Origin of the sequence: Marinobacter sp. LV10R520-4, assembly GCF_002563815.1 — a bacterium.
GTDB lineage: Bacteria > Pseudomonadota > Gammaproteobacteria > Pseudomonadales > Oleiphilaceae > Marinobacter.
Window position 1 is genome coordinate 4,241,295 of record NZ_PDJM01000001.1, and the last position, 20,582, is coordinate 4,261,876.

The following is a 20,582-nucleotide window of genomic DNA, read 5'->3' on the forward strand; positions in this document are numbered from 1 at the left end:
TACGCACGAGTATACCATTTCAGACTCTAGTGTTCTGTCTGGCAGCACTGAAAGAGTTATAACTTGTCCTGCAAGATTTCCTTCCGCGGCTGAGGGATCACGACTTTGTCGACCAGCATACCTTTGCGTTTGATGTAATCTGTTCCAGCTTCGACCGCTGCGGTGACAGCGGCGACATCGCCAGTCAGTGTCAGAAAGCCCTTACCACCAATTGCCATGGCCAGATGGATGTCGATCAACTCTACGTTCGCCGCCTTAACCGCCGCGTCAGCCGCTTCAATAATCGTGGCCACCGAGAAGGTTTCGATGATACCCAGGGCGTCGGTGTGCTCAATCACCCGGGTGCCGCCTATGGCTGCGAACACCGAGGGGTGAACATTGGGGATGATTAGCTCATCCACAATGGTGGCGTCGCCCAACTCCAGGCCCGCCGTCATGGACGCTTCTACCGCCGCAACATCGCCCGCCACCATCACCATGAACTTGCCCGGGCAGATGGTGCGGTTAAACAGGATTTCAACGTTGGCGGCCTTTAGCATGGCATCGCCAACCGCATAGCCTTTGGCGATTGAATTCATTTCAATCATGCCGATTGCGCTTTTGTTGGTCATAGTGTGTTCCTGTTAGTTAACTGCACTGATGGCGATAAATCCGTCAATCAACATCACGGTGCCTGCGATACTGGCGTGCAGTGGTACACCCATGCCCTCGCCTGGCGGCTTTGCAATCACATCGCCTATACCGACAATGTCACCGGATTTCACCACGGGCACAGGTTGCTGACCCATGCGCTGGTGCAATGGAATGATGACCCGTGATGGCGCCGCAATCACCTCTTTCCAGTGCGCAGCTTTGCCATCGTACTTCGCCAACCCCAGCTTGCGAGTCAGACGCTGGGATGGCACGCCGCGGTAATCCCGCATGGGGTGCACGTCGCGGGTCTGGCTTTGCAGCTGCTGCTGCGTCTGCCAGAGATCATTCGCTTTCAAGTCGCGCTTGGTCGAGGCGCATATGTCCCTGGGGTTGAGTTGCTCCGGGCAGGCCCAGAGCGTGCAGATATTGCACTCGCAGCAGGCCTGGGCGTGCACTGACAGTGTTTCGCTGACTTCACCGGTGGTGAGCAGCGAGCGCATCACCAGATGGGGCTGAATCGGGTAACCCAGCAGGTAACGCGGGCACATTTCGGTACACAGGGTGCATTGGTCACAGCCAGATTTGCCAATGCGCCGGTACTGGGATTCGGTTTCGGAGCGCCGCTTCACCAGATTGCTGTCCCGCGGCAGTACCAGCAGACCACTGCTGACCGCCGAGATGGACGCCTCTTTATCGGTGACCACCTCACCCATCATGGCGCCGCCGTCGATCACCACCGGGTCGCTGCAGGTTATGGCGCCCGCCAGGTTTATCACATCGGCAAAGCGCATACCGATTGGCAACCAGGCGGTGAATGGATGTTCTACCTCGCCGTGCACTGTCACCATGGTGTGAGTGACCGGCTGGCCTTGCGCCGCGCGGGCGATATTCACCAGGGTTTCGACGTTCTGTACCGCCACGCCGATGTCTTTGGGCAGTCCGCCCGCGGGAATGCGATTGCCGGTGATTTCGTACACCAGCTCGTATTCGTCACCCGCCGGATACATATTGACCATTCGCTTCAGCTCCATATTAGCCGGCAGCATCGGTTCGATATGGGATATCGAATCCTGGTGCTTTTCTTTGATGGCTAATACACCGCGGCTAGCACCGGTCTGTTCCATCACCAGAGCCATACCGCGAATCAGGTCTTCAGAGAAGTGCTGGATGATGGTCTGATCTTTGTACAAAAGCGGTTCGCATTCTGCGCCATTGGCGATAACGACATCCGCTCGGGCCATCATTTTCACGTACGCGGGGAATCCGGCGCCGCCGGCACCCACCACTCCCGCGTTGCGAACTTTCTCAACAAGGTCGTTCATTTTTCCCCCAATTCAGACGGTGGCCTGAATACCGGCCCAACCGGCAGTTCATATATCAATGGGGTTTGCCGCAACCGCCAGCACGGCTTCTTCGAATGCCTCACAGGCGGCTTTGCACGCAGCCTGTGAGCCCGTAAGGAGGCCGCCACCGTAGTTGGTCTCTGACGGTGGTGCAAAAAAGTCTACGACGGTAACACCCGCCGCCTTCAACGCGGCGTCCATACCGAACATGGCTTCCAGTGGCGGGGCAATCAGGTACGCCAGCGCCTGCCCTCTGGGGATGTTCGCCTGCTTTGACAGATGACCGCCGGTTGCCGTGACCAGATGGGCAAAGTAGGCGATGCTGCCCTCTTCGTTGGCCGAATAAAAGCAGGCTTCGCGTTCAATGACATCCCTCGCTCGCTGCAGGCCGGCAATCACGTCTGCGGGGCCTGGGCCCGCAATAATGCCGATGACCTCGCCCGACAACAGGCCTGAGGAATGCGCCGCACCGGCGTAAAAGGATTTCGCGTAGACCACGTCTACGTTGGCCGCTTTGGTGGCTTCATCCAGTGCGACGTAGGTTACGTCGTCGCTGTCGGCGGTTATCATGCCGATGCAGCGCTGCTCTTTTTTCAGTTTGAACTGTTTCATCATTCCATCGTCGACCGAGGCGATCACCCGGGTTGCCAGAACCGATGCTCTGATTTCATCACGAATTGCCATGATGGTACTCCTGCTGTTCTTGTTGAAAATTAACGGGTCAGCGCTTCAACTTGAGGCCACTGGCTTTCTGTTCCAGCATTTTGCGCGCAAGGTCCACAATCACCGCCGCTGCCTCAATCGGAGGAGTTCCACCTTCGTGAATATTTGAAATCACCATGCGATCTGACTCCACGGTGTCTTTGGTGGGCTTGTAAACGCAATAGCAACTCAGGCTTTCAGACTGCCCCAGCCCCGGCCTTTCGCCGATCAGCAGCAGATTGGCCTCTGCCTGCAGCAGGTTGCCAATTTCATCCTGAGCTTTTACTCGGCCGTAGCGTAAAAAGAACGGTGTGCCTACGGTGAAGCCGGCGCTTTCAAGGCCTTTCATCAACGGCAGAATGATCTCCTCCAAGTTGCTGGTGACGGCATCGGTACTGAGGCCATCAGAAACCACGACCTGCACCTGGGGCGATTTTTTGCAGCGCTCTTCAATGGTTTTTTTGGCCTCGTCAGACAGCTTGCGGCCAAGATCCGGGCGCCGCAGGTACTCGCTTTTATCAGCAACGCAGGTTTGCACTTCCCACAGGTCATTCTGTTTCAGCCAGTCCGTAGACACTTCTTTCACCACCGTGTCTTTGGAACGGGAGTGGTCCGCCAGAAAGCGTAACAGTGACCGGGTGCGCGGCCTTGGGCCAGCGCGCCCCTGGCACACACGGGCCGCAGTCTGCTTGACCATGTCACTGTTTACTGACGCGTTATGGGCATCTTTAATGCCGTTCCAGTGAATGAACTTGTCCAGGCTGAGGTCTTCAAGGCCCTCGTTTTCGTTGTCTGGCGGCACATTTTCATTTGTCTTTTCAGGCTCGGCAGAACCTTTAGCCGGGGCTGGTTTATAGGCCGGCGGAGCGCTGTTTTGTGATTCGCTTTTCTGCGTGCCATTTTGGCTTTGTTTGGTGCCTTTATCGTTCTGCTGGATACGGGTTATCTGCCCGGCAGGAAGGTCTTGCTCGCCCAGCTCACGCAACACCGAATTGACGATACTCTGAATGGTTTTCTCGTCCATGGCTGTCACCTCAATCAAAGAAGATGGATGGGTCACCCGCGCGGGCGGTTAGTTTGCCGTTTTCCATCAGGCCCATGGTTTCCATCCAGGCTTCGAACTCAGGCGCCGGACGATAGCCCAAGAGCTGGCGGGCGGTCACGACGTCCTGGAAGCTTGTGGTCTGATAATTCAGCATGATGTCGTCTCCCAGAGGAAGTGACATAACGTAATTACAGCCCGCTGCGGCCAGCAGCACCGTCAGGTTTTCATTAGAGTTCTGATCGGTATCGGCGTGGTTGGTGTAACAGGCGTCACAGCCCATCGAGATACCGGTCAGCTTGCCCATGAAGTGATCTTCCAGCCCGGCCCGGGTAATTTGCTGGTGATTGAACAGGTACTCCGGCCCGATAAAACCCACCACGGTGTTGACCAGGTGCGGCTTGTAGCGCCTGGCAAGGCCGTAATTGCGGGCCTCTACGGTTACCTGGTCGGCACCGTGGTGGGCGTTGGCAGACAGCGCTGAGCCCTGCCCGGTTTCAAAGTACATCATGCTGGAGCCAGCCAGCTTGCAGTAGTGTTTGCCCATCTCATAGGCTTCGTCGAGCAGGTCTACCGTCACGCCAAACTCGTTCAGCCCTTTCTCGGTGCCAGACAAGCTCTGAAACAGCAAACCGCAGGGCGCGCCTTTTTCAAGCGCTGCCATTTGGTTAGAAATGTGGGAAAGCACACAGCCCTGGGTAGGAACGTTCCATTTGTCAGTCACTTCTTTGATGGCGCTGAGAATGCGGATGGTGTTTTCCACCGATTCGGTGACCGGGTTCACGCCAATCACCGCGTCACCGCAGCCGTAGCTCAGGCCTTCATAGGTTTGAACGATGATGCTGTCGATGTCATCACGGGTGTCGTTGGGCTGTAGCCGCGACGAGAATCGCCCGGGTATCCCAACGGTGCAGTTTGCCTTGGAGATCACGTAGAGCTTTTTGGCACCCACCATCAGGTCAGCGTTAGAGCAGATTTTGCAGACTGCCGCGACCATTTCCGAGGTAAGCCCCCGGCGCATGCGTTCGTAATCCTCGCGCGTGGGCAGATCAGAGAGTATGTATTCCCGCAGTTCACTGACGGTCCAGTTTTTCATCTCATGGTAAATGGTGGTGTTGATCCCGTCCTGAATCACCCGGGTTACCGCGTCTTCTTCATAGGGAACAATCGGGTTCTCACGCAGGGTCTGCAGAGTCATTTCACTCAGTACCTGCTTGGCCGCCACCCGCTGTTGGGCGCTTTCGGCCGCCACGCCGGCCAATACATCGCCGGAGCGCAGCTCGTTGGCCTTCGCCAGCACGTCTTTCACGTCGCGGAACTGGTATACCTTGCCAAACAGTGTTGTTTTTAAATTCATGGAAAATCTCCCCTCTATGCAGGAAATGCCAGCGATTTGATGGTTAATGGCACAACTTCGCCGCCAAAAAAGCTCTCACCAATGTCAAGATAATCACCGGCAACAGCACGCACCTCGTCAATCACCAGAAGCCTTTGCGGGTCTACCAATGGTTGCAGTTCCATCCCCAGAACCTTGCCCAGATCGTTTTCTGTAACGATGATGGCGGCGGCCTGGTTGTTGCCATATTCTTTATAAAATTGCGCTATTTCCTTTGCGGTGTGATGCACCGCGCGGTACTTCATGGGCATGTCCTTGCCCAGTGCGATGGCGTATTGGTCTTCGCGCAAGCGCAGGTCCATACGCTTTGCGGCTTCGATGATCTGCTGGCAAACCGCCGGCTGGTCATTCGCCTGCCAGTCAATCTGCGGCTCTACCACCGGTATATTGCGGATGGGCAGCGCATCTACATTGAGCCAGATCGAACTGCCAGACAGCGACATGGAGTAAGCCCCGGCGCCAATAACCGTAGCCTGCTGGGTTTGCTGGGGCTGCTTGACGTTCATGGTGGCCAGCACTGGATTTTTTAGCAAAGCTTCGGCCAGCAAGATGCCTATGTCTTGCCACTGGAACGGGTCCATTTCTTCGGTGCGCAGGCGGTAATAGCTGGTACCCACGCCGCCACTGATGAACACCGCGTCGAAGTTGTCACTGTGCTTCAGCTCCGGTGTCATCATTAGCGCATCGCCTAATTCGGAGCGTTTACCAACAATCACGTCCACAACCAGCTGCGCCATGCAGTTCGCCACCTTTTTCAGGTGGTCAACGCTGAACGCATTTTCCGCCAGGTTTTGCCCGAACAGACTTCCCACAACCTGGCGTGCGGGTTCGCGGATTTTCGTGACCGCGCCGCTGCGGTCTGTTTTGATCAGGTTGCCGCCGATATTCAAGCACGCCGTGCTTTCCACCTGGCCACTGTTGAACACCGCGTAGTTACTGGTACCGCCGCCGATGTCGATGTTCAGCACGCGGGCGTGATTGCGCTTTGAGTAATCGCCGGCGCCGCTGCCGCGGCCGGCGATCACCGACTCTAAATTAGGGCCGGCAGTGGCCACCACAAAATCACCCAGGCGTTCGGCCAGATTCATCACCGTGTCTTTGGCATTTTTTACCTTGGAGGTTTCACCGGTGATGATGATGGCTCCGGTTTCGATATCGTCCAGCGAGACACCGGCCGCCGCAAACTGCTCGTCGATAAACCGCTGCAGCATGGCCGTATCCACCGTGCCGTCTTCCTGCAATGGCGTAGCGCTCACCAGACTCTGGAAAAATATTTCCCGTTCCACGAATTCGTAACGGGGCACTTGAGTAACGGGCGCCCGGTTGACCATGGTCAGGCGGGAAAAAATCACCTGAGTTGTGGTGGTGCCGATATCAATACCGACGCTGTGCACGGTTTTTCTGTTCACGATTTCGCTTCCGTTTCCCCAGAGGTAGACAAGCCCGCGTCCGGCTTACGGTTTTTTTCGATAGATGCAATCATCCGGTCGGCCAGCAGCATGGCAAACAGCACCGCCGTGATACCGCCCACCAGCTTGCCGATAATCACGGCCATGATCATGTCCGGCTTATTGGCGGCGGTGAAACCCAGGTGATCGCCAAAGGTAAAAGCCGCGCTGACGGCGAAGGCCGAGCACAGGATTTTGCCGCGACTGTCCATGTCTTTCATTACCTGGAACATCGGGATGTTGTTGGCCAGAGTGGCAATCAGGCCGGTTGCCGCCGTTGTATTTATATTCAGCACGCCGCCCATTTTCAGCAGTGGCTTTTCAAACCAACGGGTCAGCAACAGCACCATGGGGTAAGCGCCCAACAGTATGATGGCGATGGAGCCAATCACTTCGATAGCACGCATATCCACACCGGGCTCGTCCCCTGGCACCATGAAAATCGGATCCATACCCGGAATGAGGGTAATGCCCAAGGTGTGTTTCAGTACCGCAGCGGCCAGGCCAATGGTGATGAACGCCACCAGAAATTTTGCAAATATTGCGAAGCCGCGAATCATCCGTTCAGGCATGAACCACAGGCCTGCGGCAATCAGCCCCGACACAATAATGACCGGGATCAGGTTCATGAAAATCAGCGGCAGGTTGAAGACGATAGCTTCATTGGTGCCGGGTATCATCACCGTTGATGCCATAGCCGCCAGCCCGCCCGCGATACAGCCGATAGGAATGGTCACGATGCCGGCAAGAACGCCAGACGCCAGGTAAGGGCGGTCTTGCTCTTTGATGATGCCGACGGCAACGGGGATAGTGAACACAATGGTGGGGCCCATCATAGCGCCCAGAATCAGGCCGGCATACATCCAGGCGCCGTAGTTAATGCTGCCGTCTACCGCGGTGGCCATTTCCTTGGCCAGGAAGTAACCGCCCATGTCGTTGGCCAGCAGCGTAGTGGCGAACATGGCGGGGTCCGCGCCTAAAAAGGTGTAAACCGGCACCACAATAGGCGACAGAATTTTCGCCAGCACAGGCGCCATGGCAATAATGCCCACCATCGCCAGTGCCAGCGCACCCATAGCCTGAAAGCCTTCTTCGAACTGGCTACCCGCGCCTGAAATCGATTTTCCTACTTTACCCAGGCCCAACTTGCCAAGAACCAACGGCGAACCACCAAACTGCATGAATACCCGGTCCAAAGCGCCGATGACCATAAACGTCATCATAATGTACAGAATTATCTGATTTAACATTTCCATAATCGGTCACCTTCCTTGTAGAAATGGTCAAAATCACACGACCGCTTCAGGTACTGCACGCTTCCTCAAGCAGTTGAACAATATCTGCTTCGGTTACATCTCTTGGGTTGTCTTTGATACACACATCTGCCAACGCCTCGGCGGCTATGGACGAAAATTCGGCAGGGCTAATACCGCTGGCGGCGAGGTTGCCCGGCAATCCGATGTCCGCTAACAGTTGACTGACCGCTGCGATAGAGGCCATGCACTGTTCGCGCTGGGTCATACCGCTGTGGGTAACTCCCAACATATGGGCGATAGCCGCGTATTCACGCTGGCACACCAAGGCGTTGAACCTCATCACGTAGGGCAGCAGGATTCCGTTGGCGATGCCGTGGGCGATTTGATAACGGGCACCAATCTGGTGAGATATGGCGTGTACAAGACCAAGGCCGGAATTGCTGAACGCCAGTCCGGCTTTGTAAGCGGCTGTTGCCATGGTCAGCCGCGCTGCCATATCACGGCCGTTACCGACCACAATGGGCAGAGCTTCAGCGATGCTCTGGATCGCACATATTGCGAGCGCTTTGGCGAGCGGATGTGAGCTGCGAGCGGCGTAGGCTTCAATGGCGTGGGTCAGCGCATCGATGCCGATGGCAGCGGTTACCCGCGGCGGTAAATTCAGCATGAGCGCCGGATCTACAATTGACAGGTTTGGCATCAGGTCCAGATGTTTGATCACGTATTTGTGCTGTCGATCTGCGCGCATAATCACGCTGATGTCGGTCACTTCCGAGCCTGTGCCAGCAGTGGTTGGAACGGCGCCCAGACCAATACTGCGGCTACCGCTAAACCCTGGCGCAGCCATTGTGTGCAAGGTGGCGCCAGTACTGCCCGCCAGGGCAATCGCCTTGGCGGCATCCAGAGCCGAGCCACCACCGAAACCCAGAACAAAATCTGCGCGCTCACTGATCAGCAACTCAATGGCCCTGGCAACCACGGCTTCGTCGGGCTCGCGCTCAATGCCCGGGAAAATAATGCTCGATATACCGGCGCGTTCAAGACTGCGCTGCATGGATTGCGTCAGTCCTTTTTCGTACACCACCCGATCTGCCACCACCAGCACGCGGGTTACACCCAGGTGCGTAAGCAAGGCGCCAATTTTGAGGATGGCGCCCTCGCCCATCAATGTTTGCCGCGGTGCGTTGAAGCTGAACAGGCCTTGCGGAGCCAGTTCATCCAACGTGCAGGTAACGATCTGCTCAATCGCTTTAGTGCCAAGAGGCGGGTCCAGGTGCGAGTCGAGTGGGTTCATATCATCCGACCTTCTGTCGCTGCGCTTGGCGCTGTGTCTGGCGCTGTTGATGAACAGGAGCCTGAACCGCCTCGGAATAAGTCGCAATCGCCAACGGGGTTAAATACAACGGGTGTTCCGGCAGGATCACATCGATGCCAGGGAACTCTGCGGCGAACACGTCGAGGAAGCCAGGTAAGGCGCAAGAGCCGCCGGTCAGGTAAATAGCAGGAACCTTATGGCCGGCAATGTGGCTGCGAACGATATCTGCCATTTTTGCGATCACCGGAGCCACCAGCCCGCACAGCGCCTGATCGCGGCTTGCGCGTTTCATCTCTTCGGCTTCTTCATAAGGCAAACCAAAATGCCCGGCAATGACCAGGCTGATGTGACGGCCGCCGGTGGCGTCGTCCATAGATCGCACAACCTCTCCGTTTTCGATAATCGCCGTGCCGGTTGTGCCGCCACCAATATCCACCACCGCTGCGTGCTGCAGCTGTAACAATTTTGCAACGCTGCTGGGTTCGTCTATCACGCCAGCGACTTCTAGCCCGGCGGCTTCAATCACATTGGTGGATATGCGGGAATCGGTGCCTGGTGGAAACGAGGTAGTCACCTGCTCAATGCGTATGCCGAGCTTTTCGCTGGCGCGTCGAACCTGTTCTCGCACAATCTGGCTGGCACCGAAGAAGTCCACCACAATGCCATCGCGGACCACATTGGCCCACTCCATATAGCCCGCCAGCGGCTTGCCTGCCGCATCTACAACAATGGTCTGGATGTCTGCGGTACCCAGATCCACGCCCACGCGAAACTGGCCTTGAAAAGGGCTTGGGTTATCGTTGTTGATCAGGCCAGCGGTTTTGCGCAGCAAGCGATTGACCTCCGCCATTGTTGTACTCATACCGATCTCCTTCTAACAATTCGTGCCACACCCCTGTTTCAAACAATCCGGAACGAATCCACCAGCGTGCAGCGTCGTTTACGCACAAACGTACTGGCGTTGGTGACGCCTTCTCCGGTGGGGGTCGAAATGGTCATGGAGGTCCAGCCCTCACCGCCAGCACCCAGTCCCGCCAGGCAAGGTCCGTTTTTAACAAACAGGCTGCAGTTGATTTCCACAGCCATGCGCGACAGGTTGTCGATGTTGCGCGAATGCATGGCGGCGGTATGGCGATTGCCTGCTTCCAATTCAACCGCCCAGTCAATGGCCTGGTCGGCGTCACGGGCGCGAATCAGCGAAATAACCGGCAGCATCAGCTCGGTGGTCGCAAAGGGGTGATCGCGGTTGGTTTCCACCACCAGCAGCCGGGTGCCCTGGGGCACGCTAAAACCGGCGGCAGCGGCAATTTTTTCGGCATCACGGCCCACCCACTCAGACTTGGTGCGTGGGTTTGGGCCGGGGTAATCCGCCAGCACAAGGCGCGCAACCGCGTCGGCCTGTTGTTGATTGATCTCGACCGCACCGTGCTGGCACATGGCTTTTTTTAGTGCGTCAGCGATGGACTCGACTGCAATGATTTCTTTTTCATCAACACAGATAATGTTGTTGTCGAAGGACGCGCCCTGGACGATGCTGATGGCTGCGCGTTCAATATTGGCGGTTTCGTCGACCACCACCGGCGGATTGCCCGGCCCGGCGGCAATCAGGCGTTTATCAGTGACTTTGCGAGCAGCGTTGACCACAGCCTCGCCGCCAGTAATGGTTAGCAGGTGAATACCCGGGAAGCTGAACAGCCGGGTGGCGGCGTCGATGCTTGGGTTTTCCAGGCAGGTCACCAGGTTGGGTGGCCCACCCGCGCTTTCCGAGGCGCGGTTGATCAGTTGAATGGCACGCTGGGACACCGCCTTGGCGGCCGGGTGTGGCGAAAACACTACGGAATTGCCCGCCGCAATCATGCTGATGGCGTTGTTCAGAATAGTGGCGGAAGGGTTGGTGGACGGCGTGACCGATGCAATCACACCCCAAGGCGCGTTTTCAATCAGTGATAAACCGTGATCACCGGTGATCACGGTGGGCACGATGGCTTCAACGCCCGGTGTTTTTTCAAGCACCAGTTTGTGTTTGCGTATTTTGTCTTCAACCCGGCCAAAGCCGGTTTCTTGCACCGCAAGTTCCGACAACTCCTGAACGTGTTTGGAGCCGCTATGGCGAATAGCAGAAATGATGGCTTGCCGCTGCGCCATTGACCGTATTTTTTTATGGGCGCTCTGAGCCGCTGCGACGGCATCATCAAGGGTTTTGAAGACACCGTAGCGCTCACCATCGTGCTGGGGCGAATGCAGTTGCTCGATCACCCTGCGTACAATCGTCTCAATCTGCTGTGGGTCCATTTGCATCTTTGGTCTCCCGCGGTCGGCCGGTGAATCCGTGACCGTTTCCTAAAACGCTTTATTTAATAGTTGCGCTGATATTTCTGAAACCAGGTGCTAGTGCCGCCGGTTACCTCGTCAACGATGCCCACCACGCTAAGGTCAACGGGTGCGTGGCCACTGCTGTCGATAGACATGCGAGCGGAGCTGCCGCCAACCACCAGCACCCATTCACCTTCACCGGCGCCCAGCCTGTCGGCCGCCACTGACACAGAGCTTTCTTCCTCGCCGTTCTGGTCAATGAATTTGATCAGCGCCAGTTTGTCCATGCCCAACCCTTCGCTGCGGACTGTTGCCACAACCTGGCCAATTACCTTTGCTAGTCTCATGGGATACCTTCCCGGTCAAATGGCTCTAGCCCGTTATTTTTTTGCCTTGCCCGGTTTTATCCCCGTTGCCCGCCGATCTTGGCGAAATCGGAAAAATCGCTTCAAGATCGGAATGGGGTCGCGGAATCACGTGAACCGCAATCAGCTCGCCAAGGCGTTGCGCTGCGGCCGCGCCGGCGTCTGTTGCAGCTTTACAGGCTGCTACATCACCGCGGACCAAAGCGATGACGTACCCGGCGCCAATCTGCTCAAAACCCACCAGCTCTACCCTGGCGGCCTTTACCATGGCATCGGATGCCTCTATCAGCGCCGTCAAACCTCTGGTTTCGATAATACCCAGTGCTTCCATCATTCTCGTATCCTCGCGCTTTGTGGCTTGTACTGTGGTCTGCTTCAGGAGTGCATTCATCTGCATACACCTATTTCGGGGTGGGCCAACCGCCTATAACAGAGGCTGACCGGTCGGTGTGATCGGGAAAATGGCTTCCAGATCGCCGTGCGGACGCGGAATGACGTGCACGGCCACCAGTTCGCCCAACCTTTGTGCCGCAGCTGCACCAGCGTCGGTTGCGGCTTTGCAGGCGGCTACGTCGCCACGCACCATCGCGCTCACATACCCGGCGCCAATCTGCTTGTAGCCAACCAGCTGCACGCGAGCTGCTTTGACCATGGCATCTGACGCTTCGATTAATGCGGTCAGGCCTTTTGTTTCGATAATGCCAAGTGCTTCATTCATGAGTAGTACTCCTCGGTGTGTCTCTGCGTTTTTTAGAACGCTGTGTTAAAACGCCTTGTTAGCCAGGCACGATGCCAGCGTCGCAACGTCAACAATATCGTCAGCGCTGCAGCCCCGTGACAGGTCGTGCATTGGTTTTGCCAATCCTTCCAGCATGGGCCCCAGCGCCATGTAGTTGCACAGGCGCTGGGTAATCTTGTAAGCAATATTTCCAGCGTCCAGCGACGGGAAAATCAACACGTTCGAATTACCCTTTAACGGGCTTTGCGGCGCCTTTTTTTCGGCAACCGTCGGCACCACGGCGGCATCGAACTGCAGCTCTCCGTCAACGATCAACGATGGCTCCCGGCTCTTAACCAGATCAAATGCGGCACGAACACGCTGGGCTGCCGGGTGCTGCGAGCTGCCTTTTGTGGAAAATGACAGCAGCGCTACCCTGGCCTGTTCGCCGGTCAGCTTTTCAAAACTGCGAGCAGAATCGATGGCAATATCAGCCAGCTGTTCCACCGTGGGTTCGGGTATCACGCCGGCGTCTGCGAACAGTTTGAAATCGGTGTTGTCTGCCGACGACATCAGAAAAAACGAGGACACTGTTTTGTTGCCAGCCGCCACGCCGATCACCTTGATGGCAGCACGAACAACGTCACCGCTGGTGGACAGGTTGCCGGCGATGCAGATATCGGCATGCTGCTGTTGGACCATCATGGCGCCAAAGTACAGCGGATCAGCCATCTGCTTCTGCGCCTGCTGGCGGTCAACGGTTTTATTCTGATCGGCATAGGCGCTGACAAACGCATCGATCAGCGGCGAGTTCTGGGGATCCGCTATGGCCAGGCAAGGCAAGGCCACGCCGGCGCGATGGGCGTAATCCCGCAAATCAAAAGGGTTGCCCAGCAGTATGGGCTTTGCCAGGCCGCGCCTTTGCAGCTCATTGGCGGCATGCAGAACACGCACATCGCGCGCATCCGGAAAAACGATTCGCAGAGGCTTGGCCAGGCAGTCTTTGCGACACTGCTCCATCAGGCGGATCATCGCGCAGGCCTCAGCTCTGGCAGCGAACCGGTCGACTCAACCACCAGGGTCATCAGCATCAACACATAAAGTGCGCTGCTGAGGCGGTTCAGGCCCTGAACCAGGTCTGGCCGTGTCAGGCCAAAGGTTTGCGACTGAAACGTCCGGCAAGCTTCCAGCTCGGCTTCCCGGCTGAGGGCTCTGAGCACGTTCAGCAAAGACACATTGGCCCCGTGTTTCAGCTCCGGAACAATATGATCGTGCCCCAGATATTTTAGCGGCTGGTGCGAAATGCGATGAATGGTGTCGTCGTCCAGCTCCGCCATACTGATTTCGGTCAGCTCGTCGCCGGTCACTTCGCAGCGCAACAGATTGCCCATGAACGAGCGCAAGTCGGCCAGGGCGTGAGACAGCATCGGGTATTTTTTAAAACCGGGTGCAAACTGGGTTTGTACCCAGACCGTTTGCGAAATGAGCGTATCCAGCTTGCCGCGCAGGGCAATTCGCGGATGGGTTTTTGGCACCAGCTGCTCGTTATCCAGCAGTGTCAGTAATTCGGTTTTGTGTTCAACAGCGCTGTGGCACAGCGAACATTGGTTGCCCGGGTGTTGGTTGGCACTGGTCAGGGGGTGCACGGAAGCTTTCTGAGCAGCTCCCTGTTCCGCGCTGTCTGGAAGAAAAACACGGCCATCGTCGCTCACGTATTTGATGCGGATTTTACGCTCTGCCAACAGCTGGCTGGCCGACGGTGTTAGCCGGGAGCCTTGGGGCAGATGTACTTCGCTGCCGTGAGCCAGGCCGAAATCGGCTCTTAAAGCGGTTTCTGTAATCCAGGATGGCATCGTTACAACCCCTTCTATTGAGCTGACCAGTCCGCCGGATAGGTCACATAGACAAAGCGCACTTTGCCCGGCGATCCAAACTCGATCGCTGAACCTTTGGGAATGAAAAACACGTCTCCGGGCTTGCCCTTGTATACCTGGTCGCCGCTGGTGATGTGCAGTTCACCCTCAAGCACGACGTTTATCTCGTCGTAGGTCAGGGTCCAGGGAAAGCTGCAGTTCTCCCATTGCATGTAGCCGGCGGCCATGGAGCTTTTGTCCGCTGCGCCGATTACGTCGGTCACACCGATGGGTTTGCCTCCTGCGCCATCGAAGCGGCCGAGCTTGACCGAGTTACCCCTGACCAGAACCACCCCATTGGGGGCTCGCTCACATTCGCACGATGGACCTTCTGAATCCTGCTGGCGAAGTTCTTTCAAGGCCTTTTCGATGAGCTGGTCCAGCAACCCAGAGTTCTGGTGCCCGGCGGGCAGCTTTGCTTTGACCGCTTGTTTTATCGCGTGCAGGCTATCGACATTGACCGCCGCGTTTTGCTTTTTGAGCGGCAGCTGGCCAGCGGGTATATCGACAATTTTAAGCCCGAGTTTTTTGGCAACATCCCGGGCTTCCGGAGTAATAATGGTTTGCTGAGGCGAAAACTCCACCGACGTTTGTCCGTTGCGGTGAAGTTCTTTGATAGTCTCAGCTGTTAGCAGGGATTTCATGATGTGGCCCCCGAGTTTGATTCTGGTTGTTGCAGACTGATCAGGAAGGATCGCAGCGCATCAACGCCGTCCCCCGTTACCGTTGAGGTCAAAAAATACGGCGGTGAAATGTTGTGTTCGGTAAGCACACGGCAGGCCCTTTCAGGGTCCGCGTCTGGCAGATCGGTTTTACTGACCACGCCAACAACCCGCTTTTTGGGATACACGTGCAGCAGGCCAGGCGGCAAAGAGAAGGCTTTGCTGTTGGCGGGCTGCAAATAAACAATGGTGCTGATATCAACAATGGTAGACAACAGAGCGCCATAATAAGCGGGGCGATTGACGAACTCCCCTGGTGTATCCACTACATGACTTGCGTGGAACACAACGGCCTGGGTTTTCAGTACTTTTTCATCCAATTCCAGCAACGCCAGGGTCAGCGCGGTTTTGCCGCAACCCACATCACCCACCAGCACAAAGTCCGTAAGATCCGGATGCAGGCGCTCCTTGCTTACGTCCTTGTTGCTTGACATACCCTGTACCCCAGTGACGAATGCAGCGTGGAGAGAATAGCGTTGAGTGCCTCTTCTACCGAACCAATGCTGCCTGTCAGCACGAGAGCACCTGAAAACCGATCGAGAAAACCAATTTCGACCGCTGCAAATTTGGTGGCGATGTCGCCAGCGATTATGGCGGTTTCACCCGGCGTTAGAGTCAGTATGCCAATCGCATCAGCATGCTCAACGCCCACCTTGGTGCACAAATCTTCAGTGGGGTTTGCCAACAAGTGTGCGAGCGTAACCTGCTTACCCGGAACGTATTCCTGAATAATGCGCTCAATGCCGGCTGACTTGTCAGGGCTGATGGCAGACACCATTGAATGCTCCATGGGACTGGCGATGGGCGCCGCTGACACAATCAGGCAGAAACCCTTGATGTGCTTAGAGCATAGGGCAGCATTGGTTACTTTTCCGACCATTCGTGGCTAACGTTGACGCTGGTCAAAAAATAGACATTTTAGAGATTGGGTACAACAGGGGTTTTGAAGACAAAAAGCGAGGCGAATTAGAGAGATAACAAAAAGAAAAAAAAGAAAAAAAAAGATAAAAAAAAGGTCTGCTTTTCAGCAGACCTTGAGTAATGGTGGGTCGTGATGGATTCGAACCATCGACCAATTGGTTAAAAGCCAACTGCTCTACCAACTGAGCTAACGACCCTAAATTGCTCACTGAATAACAAACAGCCTGTTGGTCGGCGTGCTTGCGCGTTGAAACTGCTTTAAACCACCGCAGCACTGCAACACTTCAGTGCTTACCGCCGGAGCTCTGTGCTAACACTTTGTGCCACCACACTGTGTTAACAAGACCCTGACGGGTGTTTGGTGGGTCGTGATGGATTCGAACCATCGACCAATTGGTTAAAAGCCAACTGCTCTACCAACTGAGCTAACGACCCCGAGCGAGGCGCACATATTAATGATTTTTCAGGCGTGATCAACCCTTTGCGCCCGTTTTTTTCATTTTTTCCAAACGCCGGCCTTCAACTGCCGCTACTTTGGCCGTCAAGATAGCTCTGAGCCAGCTTCGCCGCGCTGCTGTCCGGGTAGTTTTTTACCACGGTTTGCATTCGCCGGCCAGCCTCTTCCTTTTCGCCCAGCCGGTCCAGAGTAATCCCCAGTTTATAGGTTGAATCCGCTGCCTTGCGGTGGTCGGCAAAACGCGTAGCGACAATGCTGAAGGCCTGCTTGGCCTGCTCAAGCTGAGGTTTCACCAGATAGACTTCACCGAGCCAGTAATAGGCATTCACGGTTAGGTCACCTTCGGGATAGGTGTCCAGAAACTCATAAATCTGGGTGATCGCCTGGTCGTATTTTTTCTGGTTACGAATCAGGTCAACAATACTGTTGTAGGCTTTGCTTTCTTCAGCGGAAGGCTGACGATAGTCTTTTGCTTGCACGGCGGCAGGTGCAGGCGTTGCGGGTGCGGCACTGGCGGCCGCCTGAGCCTGCTGCTGCGCCGCAGTAAGCTTCAGAATACGCTGATCCAGATCAATGTAGCGATCGCGGCTCTGCTGCTCCAGGCGTTCTAGCAGATGGCGTTGCTCTTCTACCTCACCCTGCAGGCGCCGTAAATCGCCCTGCAACTGCTGCAGCATGTAAAACAGCTCTGCGCTCGCTTGATTATTGCCGGCCTGGCGGCTGGCCTCAGACGCATTATTCTGGAATGCCGGTGTCGACGACTGTGCCAGCACCGCTCCTGCCTGCGTTACCGCAAACAGGAGGGTGGCAGCCGCCATGAGCTTTATAGTCATGGGCGTACCTGATGAAGGCTAAAAGTTCCTCGTCGTGTTAACAGCGAGTGTTAACAACGAGGTTTAACGGAAAAGCAGCTCTACCCGACGGTTCTGGGAACGGGCGCTGTCGCTCATGCCCTGTACCGCTGGCTTTTCTTCACCATAGCTGATGGTTTCAAGCTGGCCACGTGAAGCGCCATTTACGATCAAGAAGCGCTGCACTGCGTTAGCACGGCGCTCGCCCAGGGCCAGGTTGTATTCTTTGGTGCCACGATCGTCCGCATGGCCTTCCAGGCGGGCGTTCATTGACGGGTTAGCAGACAGGTAGCGCGCATGGGAAACCAGTGCGTCACGGGATTCTGAGTTGATTTCAGCGGTGTCGAAATCAAAGTAAAACACGGTAACGTCGCGCAGCGCCATCTGTTGCGACTGCTGCTGTTCAGCCATGCGCTCTTCTTCGCTCAGCTGTGAAGACGATACACCGTCACGGCTGCCGTCGCTGAACACGGTGGAGCCACCCTGCTGGTCTACTGCTGACACATCGGAACCGTAATCGGCGTCTTCCATCGGGTCGCCGGTAGAGCTACAACCGGCAATCAGGCCAACCGAGAACAGCATGGCAATAGCTTTGGACTGAACTGAAAACATCATGAGCATTTCCTCGTCGTCAATGGACTAAAATATAGTCATCAATAGGTTAAAGACTTGTCGTTAATGGGTTAAAACACGGTCATTAATCATTCAAAAACTGCGTTTACTTCCTAACTCACCGGTCGGCCTTTTTTGGCCAGCCAGTTACCGAGTCAGCGGGCCCCACGCCGGCTCACGGACATCGCCTTCGGTAGCAGGCAAGCTATAAGCTGCACCGCCATCCGCCGAGATAACCGTCAGCACGCTGGCACCACCCTGACGGGTAGCGTAGATCAGCATGCGTCCGTTGGGGGAGACACTGGGTGATTCATCGGATTCGGTGCGGGTAAGCACTGTCTCTTCCCCGCTTTCAAGGTTGGTGCGCGCAATATGAAACCCGCTACTGCGCTGGTGCACGTAATACACAAACTCGCCCTTATGGTCAGGCCTGGGGCGCGCGTTGTAGCGGCTACCGAAGGTCATCCTGCGCGGCTCGCCCTTACCTTTCTGGCGGTAGATCTGCGGGCCACCAGAGCGGTCAGAGGTAAAGAAAATTTCGTCTCCGCCGGCACCGTAGCTGGCTTCGGTTTCGATAGCCCAATGGTCGGTGAGCTTGGTCAGATCACGGCTGGCCAGATCCATCCGGTAAATGTCAGCATTGCCGCCTTTAGACAATGTCATCAATAAGGATTTACCGTCAGGAGACCAGGCCGGGGCCGAGTTCAAGCCACGAAAGTCGGCGATTTTTGTGCGTTTTCCACTGGCCAGTTCGTGCACGTAAATCGCCGGCTTGCCGGTTTCAAACGACACATACGCCAGACTACCACCATCCGGCGACCAGGCCGGCGACAAAATCGGTTCAGGGCTTTCAAGGCGCACTCGCGAACGTTTGCCATCAATGTCGCTGACCTGCAGGCGATAGCGAACTTTATCGCCAACGTTTTCCCGGGTTATGTACGCCAGTTGCGTTGAAAAAGCACCTGGCTCGCCGGTAATGGCTTCATAAACCCGGTCACTGACGTGATGGGCCAGGGTGCGCAGGTCGCCCAAAGGCGCTCCCGCGCTCTCGCCCAAAATGCGCTCCTCGCGGTTCACATCAAACAACTCATAGCGGGCCTCAAGACGATCACCCTGACGGGTCAACTGGCCGACCAGTACATAACGCTGGCCCAGCAGTCGCCAGTCGCGGAAGTGCACTTCGGAACGCTGCGACGGCAGGCTGAGCATTTTTTCCGCTGATAGAGTGCGAAACTCGCTGCTCATGGTCAGATCCGACTGCACAATGTCGGCCAGGGTATCGCCCGGCGGGATAGCGCCACTTTCGGCAAACGGCACCACGGCGATGGGCAGCGCCGAACCAGCACCTTCGGTGATGCGGATCAGCAGCTCGGCGCGCAGCGGCAAGCTGGTCGCCAGCAGCAAAACCAGTGTCAGCGCCGCGCGAACGGTGCGATTTTTCAGGGCTGTTAACGACGTCATGTTCAGAGCCTGTGTCATAGTGTTACTCGTATTCTAGCGCAACCGACTGGGGTTGAACTCGATGGTAAACTGGCGAAAATAGCTGTCAAACGTGTCCCGGTCGGGAGGCACAGAGTAGCGGCTCAATGAACGCACCGCACTCAGTGCCGAATTATCAAACGCCGTATTACCGCTACCACGCACCAGCGTTACGTTCACCAACTCACCGGTTGGCAGCAGGGAAATCTGTAATCGTGCTGTCATCTGTTCGGTGGCTGACGACGGCGGATACCAGGCCCGGCTCAAGCTTTCGCGAATCAAAGCCTGGTACTTTTCTGCATCGGTCAGCATTTGCGCTTCACGCGCTCTGGCTGCCGCAGCTTGTTGTGATTGTCGCGCCTGATCGGCTTCTGCGTCTGTCGCCTGTTGCGCCAGCGCTTTCAAATTCTGCTCACGCAGCCTGCGCTCTGCCTCCTGGCGTTTACGCTCGGCTTCCAAGCGTTCCTGCTCGGCCTTTTCCTTCGCTTGCTGTTCGCGCTTCTGGCGTTCTGCTTCTGCCTTTTTGCGCTGTTCTTCCAGCTGCTTCTGCTCTTCGACTTTGCGCTCTGCTTCCTGGCGCTGGCGCTCGGCCTGCTGTTCCGCTTTTTGCCTGGCCTGCTCTTTAGCTTCAGCGTCGGCTTTTAGTTTTGCAGCCTCTGTGACCTGCGCCTGCTTTTGTTTTTCAGCCTGTGCGCGGGCTTTTTCCTGGGTCTGTTCCTCGCGCTTCTGTTCCGCCTGCTGTTGCACGCGGGCGTCCGCTTCCTGTTTTTTCTTTTGTTCTTCGGCTTTGCGTTGCTGTTCCGCCTTACGCTGCTGCTCAAGCAATTTGCGATCTTCTACCAGGCGCTGTTCGGCTTCGTCAGGCTGGTCCACCTCGGTTACTGCCGGCGCCGGCCGCGGTTCAGGGCCTATCAGCCTGGCAGAAATGCTGCGCGGTGGTGGTTCGTAGTTAGAGCTGCTCCAGCTCCAACCGCTAATGGCTATCACCAAAATCAATAGGTGCAAGCCAACGGAAACCGCCACGGGCGATTTCCAGGCTGGCGTTCCAGCATTGTTCTGCTCGCGCTCCCGTCCACTCACCGTAAACCCGCCTGCA

Annotated in this window: 22 protein-coding genes and 2 tRNA genes; all 24 read right to left on the reverse strand. The window is 56.2% G+C overall.

The genetic code is table 11. The features are described from left to right. Nucleotides 1–56: 56 nt before the first annotated feature. Nucleotides 57–611, reverse strand: coding sequence for a BMC domain-containing protein (locus ATG98_RS20530; protein ID WP_098424254.1), 555 nt, complete (start codon nucleotides 609–611; stop codon nucleotides 57–59). Between the two features lie 12 nt (nucleotides 612–623). Further along, nucleotides 624–1,955, reverse strand: coding sequence for a 4Fe-4S dicluster domain-containing protein (locus ATG98_RS20535; RefSeq protein WP_098424255.1), 1,332 nt, complete (start codon nucleotides 1,953–1,955; stop codon nucleotides 624–626). Between the two features lie 48 nt (nucleotides 1,956–2,003). Further along, on the reverse strand, nucleotides 2,004–2,660 hold the full coding sequence (eutL, locus tag ATG98_RS20540; protein ID WP_098424256.1) for an ethanolamine utilization microcompartment protein EutL: 657 nt from the start codon (nucleotides 2,658–2,660) through the stop codon (nucleotides 2,004–2,006). Between the two features lie 37 nt (nucleotides 2,661–2,697). Next, on the reverse strand, nucleotides 2,698–3,702 hold the full coding sequence (gene eutC, locus ATG98_RS20545; protein ID WP_323807757.1) for an ethanolamine ammonia-lyase subunit EutC: 1,005 nt from the start codon (nucleotides 3,700–3,702) through the stop codon (nucleotides 2,698–2,700). Nucleotides 3,703–3,712: 10 nt separating this feature from the next. Then, nucleotides 3,713–5,077: an ethanolamine ammonia-lyase subunit EutB gene (locus tag ATG98_RS20550; RefSeq protein ID WP_098424257.1), complete on the reverse strand. Its 1,365-nt coding sequence runs from the start codon at nucleotides 5,075–5,077 to the stop codon at nucleotides 3,713–3,715. 14 nt (nucleotides 5,078–5,091) lie between these two features. Further along, a complete protein-coding gene (locus tag ATG98_RS20555) occupies nucleotides 5,092–6,525 on the reverse strand; it encodes an ethanolamine ammonia-lyase reactivating factor EutA (protein ID WP_098424258.1) in 1,434 nt (477 codons plus the stop codon). Beyond that, nucleotides 6,522–7,820 (reverse strand): ethanolamine utilization protein EutH, encoded by a 1,299-nt coding sequence (gene eutH, locus ATG98_RS20560; protein WP_098424259.1) that lies wholly within the window; start codon nucleotides 7,818–7,820, stop codon nucleotides 6,522–6,524. The genes ATG98_RS20555 and eutH overlap by 4 nt, the downstream gene beginning before the upstream one ends. 46 nt (nucleotides 7,821–7,866) lie before the next feature. Beyond that, nucleotides 7,867–9,114 carry an iron-containing alcohol dehydrogenase family protein gene (locus ATG98_RS20565; protein WP_098424260.1) on the reverse strand — a complete coding sequence of 416 codons (1,248 nt, stop codon included), beginning with the start codon at nucleotides 9,112–9,114 and terminating at the stop codon, nucleotides 7,867–7,869. Nucleotide 9,115: 1 nt separating this feature from the next. Continuing rightward, nucleotides 9,116–9,997, reverse strand: a complete 882-nt coding sequence (gene eutJ / locus ATG98_RS20570; RefSeq protein ID WP_098424261.1) for an ethanolamine utilization protein EutJ — start codon at nucleotides 9,995–9,997, stop codon at nucleotides 9,116–9,118. Between the two features lie 38 nt (nucleotides 9,998–10,035). After that, entirely contained in the window at nucleotides 10,036–11,433 is a 1,398-nt protein-coding gene (locus ATG98_RS20575) for an aldehyde dehydrogenase family protein (RefSeq protein ID WP_098424262.1), read from the reverse strand. A gap of 56 nt (nucleotides 11,434–11,489) precedes the next feature. After that, complete coding sequence (locus ATG98_RS20580; RefSeq protein WP_098424263.1) at nucleotides 11,490–11,795, reverse strand: EutN/CcmL family microcompartment protein; 306 nt, start codon at nucleotides 11,793–11,795, stop codon at nucleotides 11,490–11,492. Between the two features lie 25 nt (nucleotides 11,796–11,820). After that, nucleotides 11,821–12,147, reverse strand: a complete 327-nt coding sequence (gene eutM / locus ATG98_RS20585; protein ID WP_143751531.1) for an ethanolamine utilization microcompartment protein EutM — start codon at nucleotides 12,145–12,147, stop codon at nucleotides 11,821–11,823. 90 nt (nucleotides 12,148–12,237) lie between these two features. Continuing rightward, complete coding sequence (eutM, locus tag ATG98_RS20590; protein ID WP_098424264.1) at nucleotides 12,238–12,531, reverse strand: ethanolamine utilization microcompartment protein EutM; 294 nt, start codon at nucleotides 12,529–12,531, stop codon at nucleotides 12,238–12,240. A gap of 45 nt (nucleotides 12,532–12,576) precedes the next feature. Further along, entirely contained in the window at nucleotides 12,577–13,563 is a 987-nt protein-coding gene (gene pta / locus ATG98_RS20595) for a phosphate acetyltransferase (protein ID WP_179888235.1), read from the reverse strand. Further along, the gene (eutT, locus tag ATG98_RS20600; RefSeq protein WP_098424265.1) at nucleotides 13,560–14,384 is read right to left on the reverse strand and encodes an ethanolamine utilization cob(I)yrinic acid a,c-diamide adenosyltransferase EutT; all 825 of its coding nucleotides are present in this window, start codon (nucleotides 14,382–14,384) and stop codon (nucleotides 13,560–13,562) included. The genes pta and eutT overlap by 4 nt, the downstream gene beginning before the upstream one ends. Nucleotides 14,385–14,398: 14 nt before the next feature. Beyond that, nucleotides 14,399–15,088, reverse strand: coding sequence for an ethanolamine utilization acetate kinase EutQ (gene eutQ / locus ATG98_RS20605; protein ID WP_098424266.1), 690 nt, complete (start codon nucleotides 15,086–15,088; stop codon nucleotides 14,399–14,401). Continuing rightward, a complete protein-coding gene (locus ATG98_RS20610) occupies nucleotides 15,085–15,600 on the reverse strand; it encodes a EutP/PduV family microcompartment system protein (protein WP_098424267.1) in 516 nt (171 codons plus the stop codon). The genes eutQ and ATG98_RS20610 overlap by 4 nt, the downstream gene beginning before the upstream one ends. Continuing rightward, nucleotides 15,579–15,944, reverse strand: coding sequence for an ethanolamine utilization microcompartment protein EutS (gene eutS / locus ATG98_RS20615; RefSeq protein ID WP_098424268.1), 366 nt, complete (start codon nucleotides 15,942–15,944; stop codon nucleotides 15,579–15,581). Before eutS ends, ATG98_RS20610 begins: the two co-directional genes overlap by 22 nt. A gap of 264 nt (nucleotides 15,945–16,208) precedes the next feature. Next, a tRNA-Lys gene (locus tag ATG98_RS20620) sits at nucleotides 16,209–16,284 on the reverse strand. Nucleotides 16,285–16,446: 162 nt separating this feature from the next. Beyond that, nucleotides 16,447–16,522 (reverse strand) — tRNA-Lys (locus ATG98_RS20625). 84 nt (nucleotides 16,523–16,606) lie between these two features. Beyond that, complete coding sequence (gene ybgF, locus ATG98_RS20630; protein ID WP_098418810.1) at nucleotides 16,607–17,377, reverse strand: tol-pal system protein YbgF; 771 nt, start codon at nucleotides 17,375–17,377, stop codon at nucleotides 16,607–16,609. Nucleotides 17,378–17,440: 63 nt separating this feature from the next. Next, nucleotides 17,441–18,010, reverse strand: a complete 570-nt coding sequence (gene pal, locus ATG98_RS20635) for a peptidoglycan-associated lipoprotein Pal (protein ID WP_098418811.1) — start codon at nucleotides 18,008–18,010, stop codon at nucleotides 17,441–17,443. Nucleotides 18,011–18,154: 144 nt separating this feature from the next. Next, entirely contained in the window at nucleotides 18,155–19,468 is a 1,314-nt protein-coding gene (gene tolB / locus ATG98_RS20640; RefSeq protein ID WP_228706229.1) for a Tol-Pal system beta propeller repeat protein TolB, read from the reverse strand. A gap of 33 nt (nucleotides 19,469–19,501) precedes the next feature. Beyond that, a complete protein-coding gene (tolA, locus tag ATG98_RS20645) occupies nucleotides 19,502–20,509 on the reverse strand; it encodes a cell envelope integrity protein TolA (RefSeq protein ID WP_098424269.1) in 1,008 nt (335 codons plus the stop codon). Nucleotides 20,510–20,582: the final 73 nt, after the last annotated feature.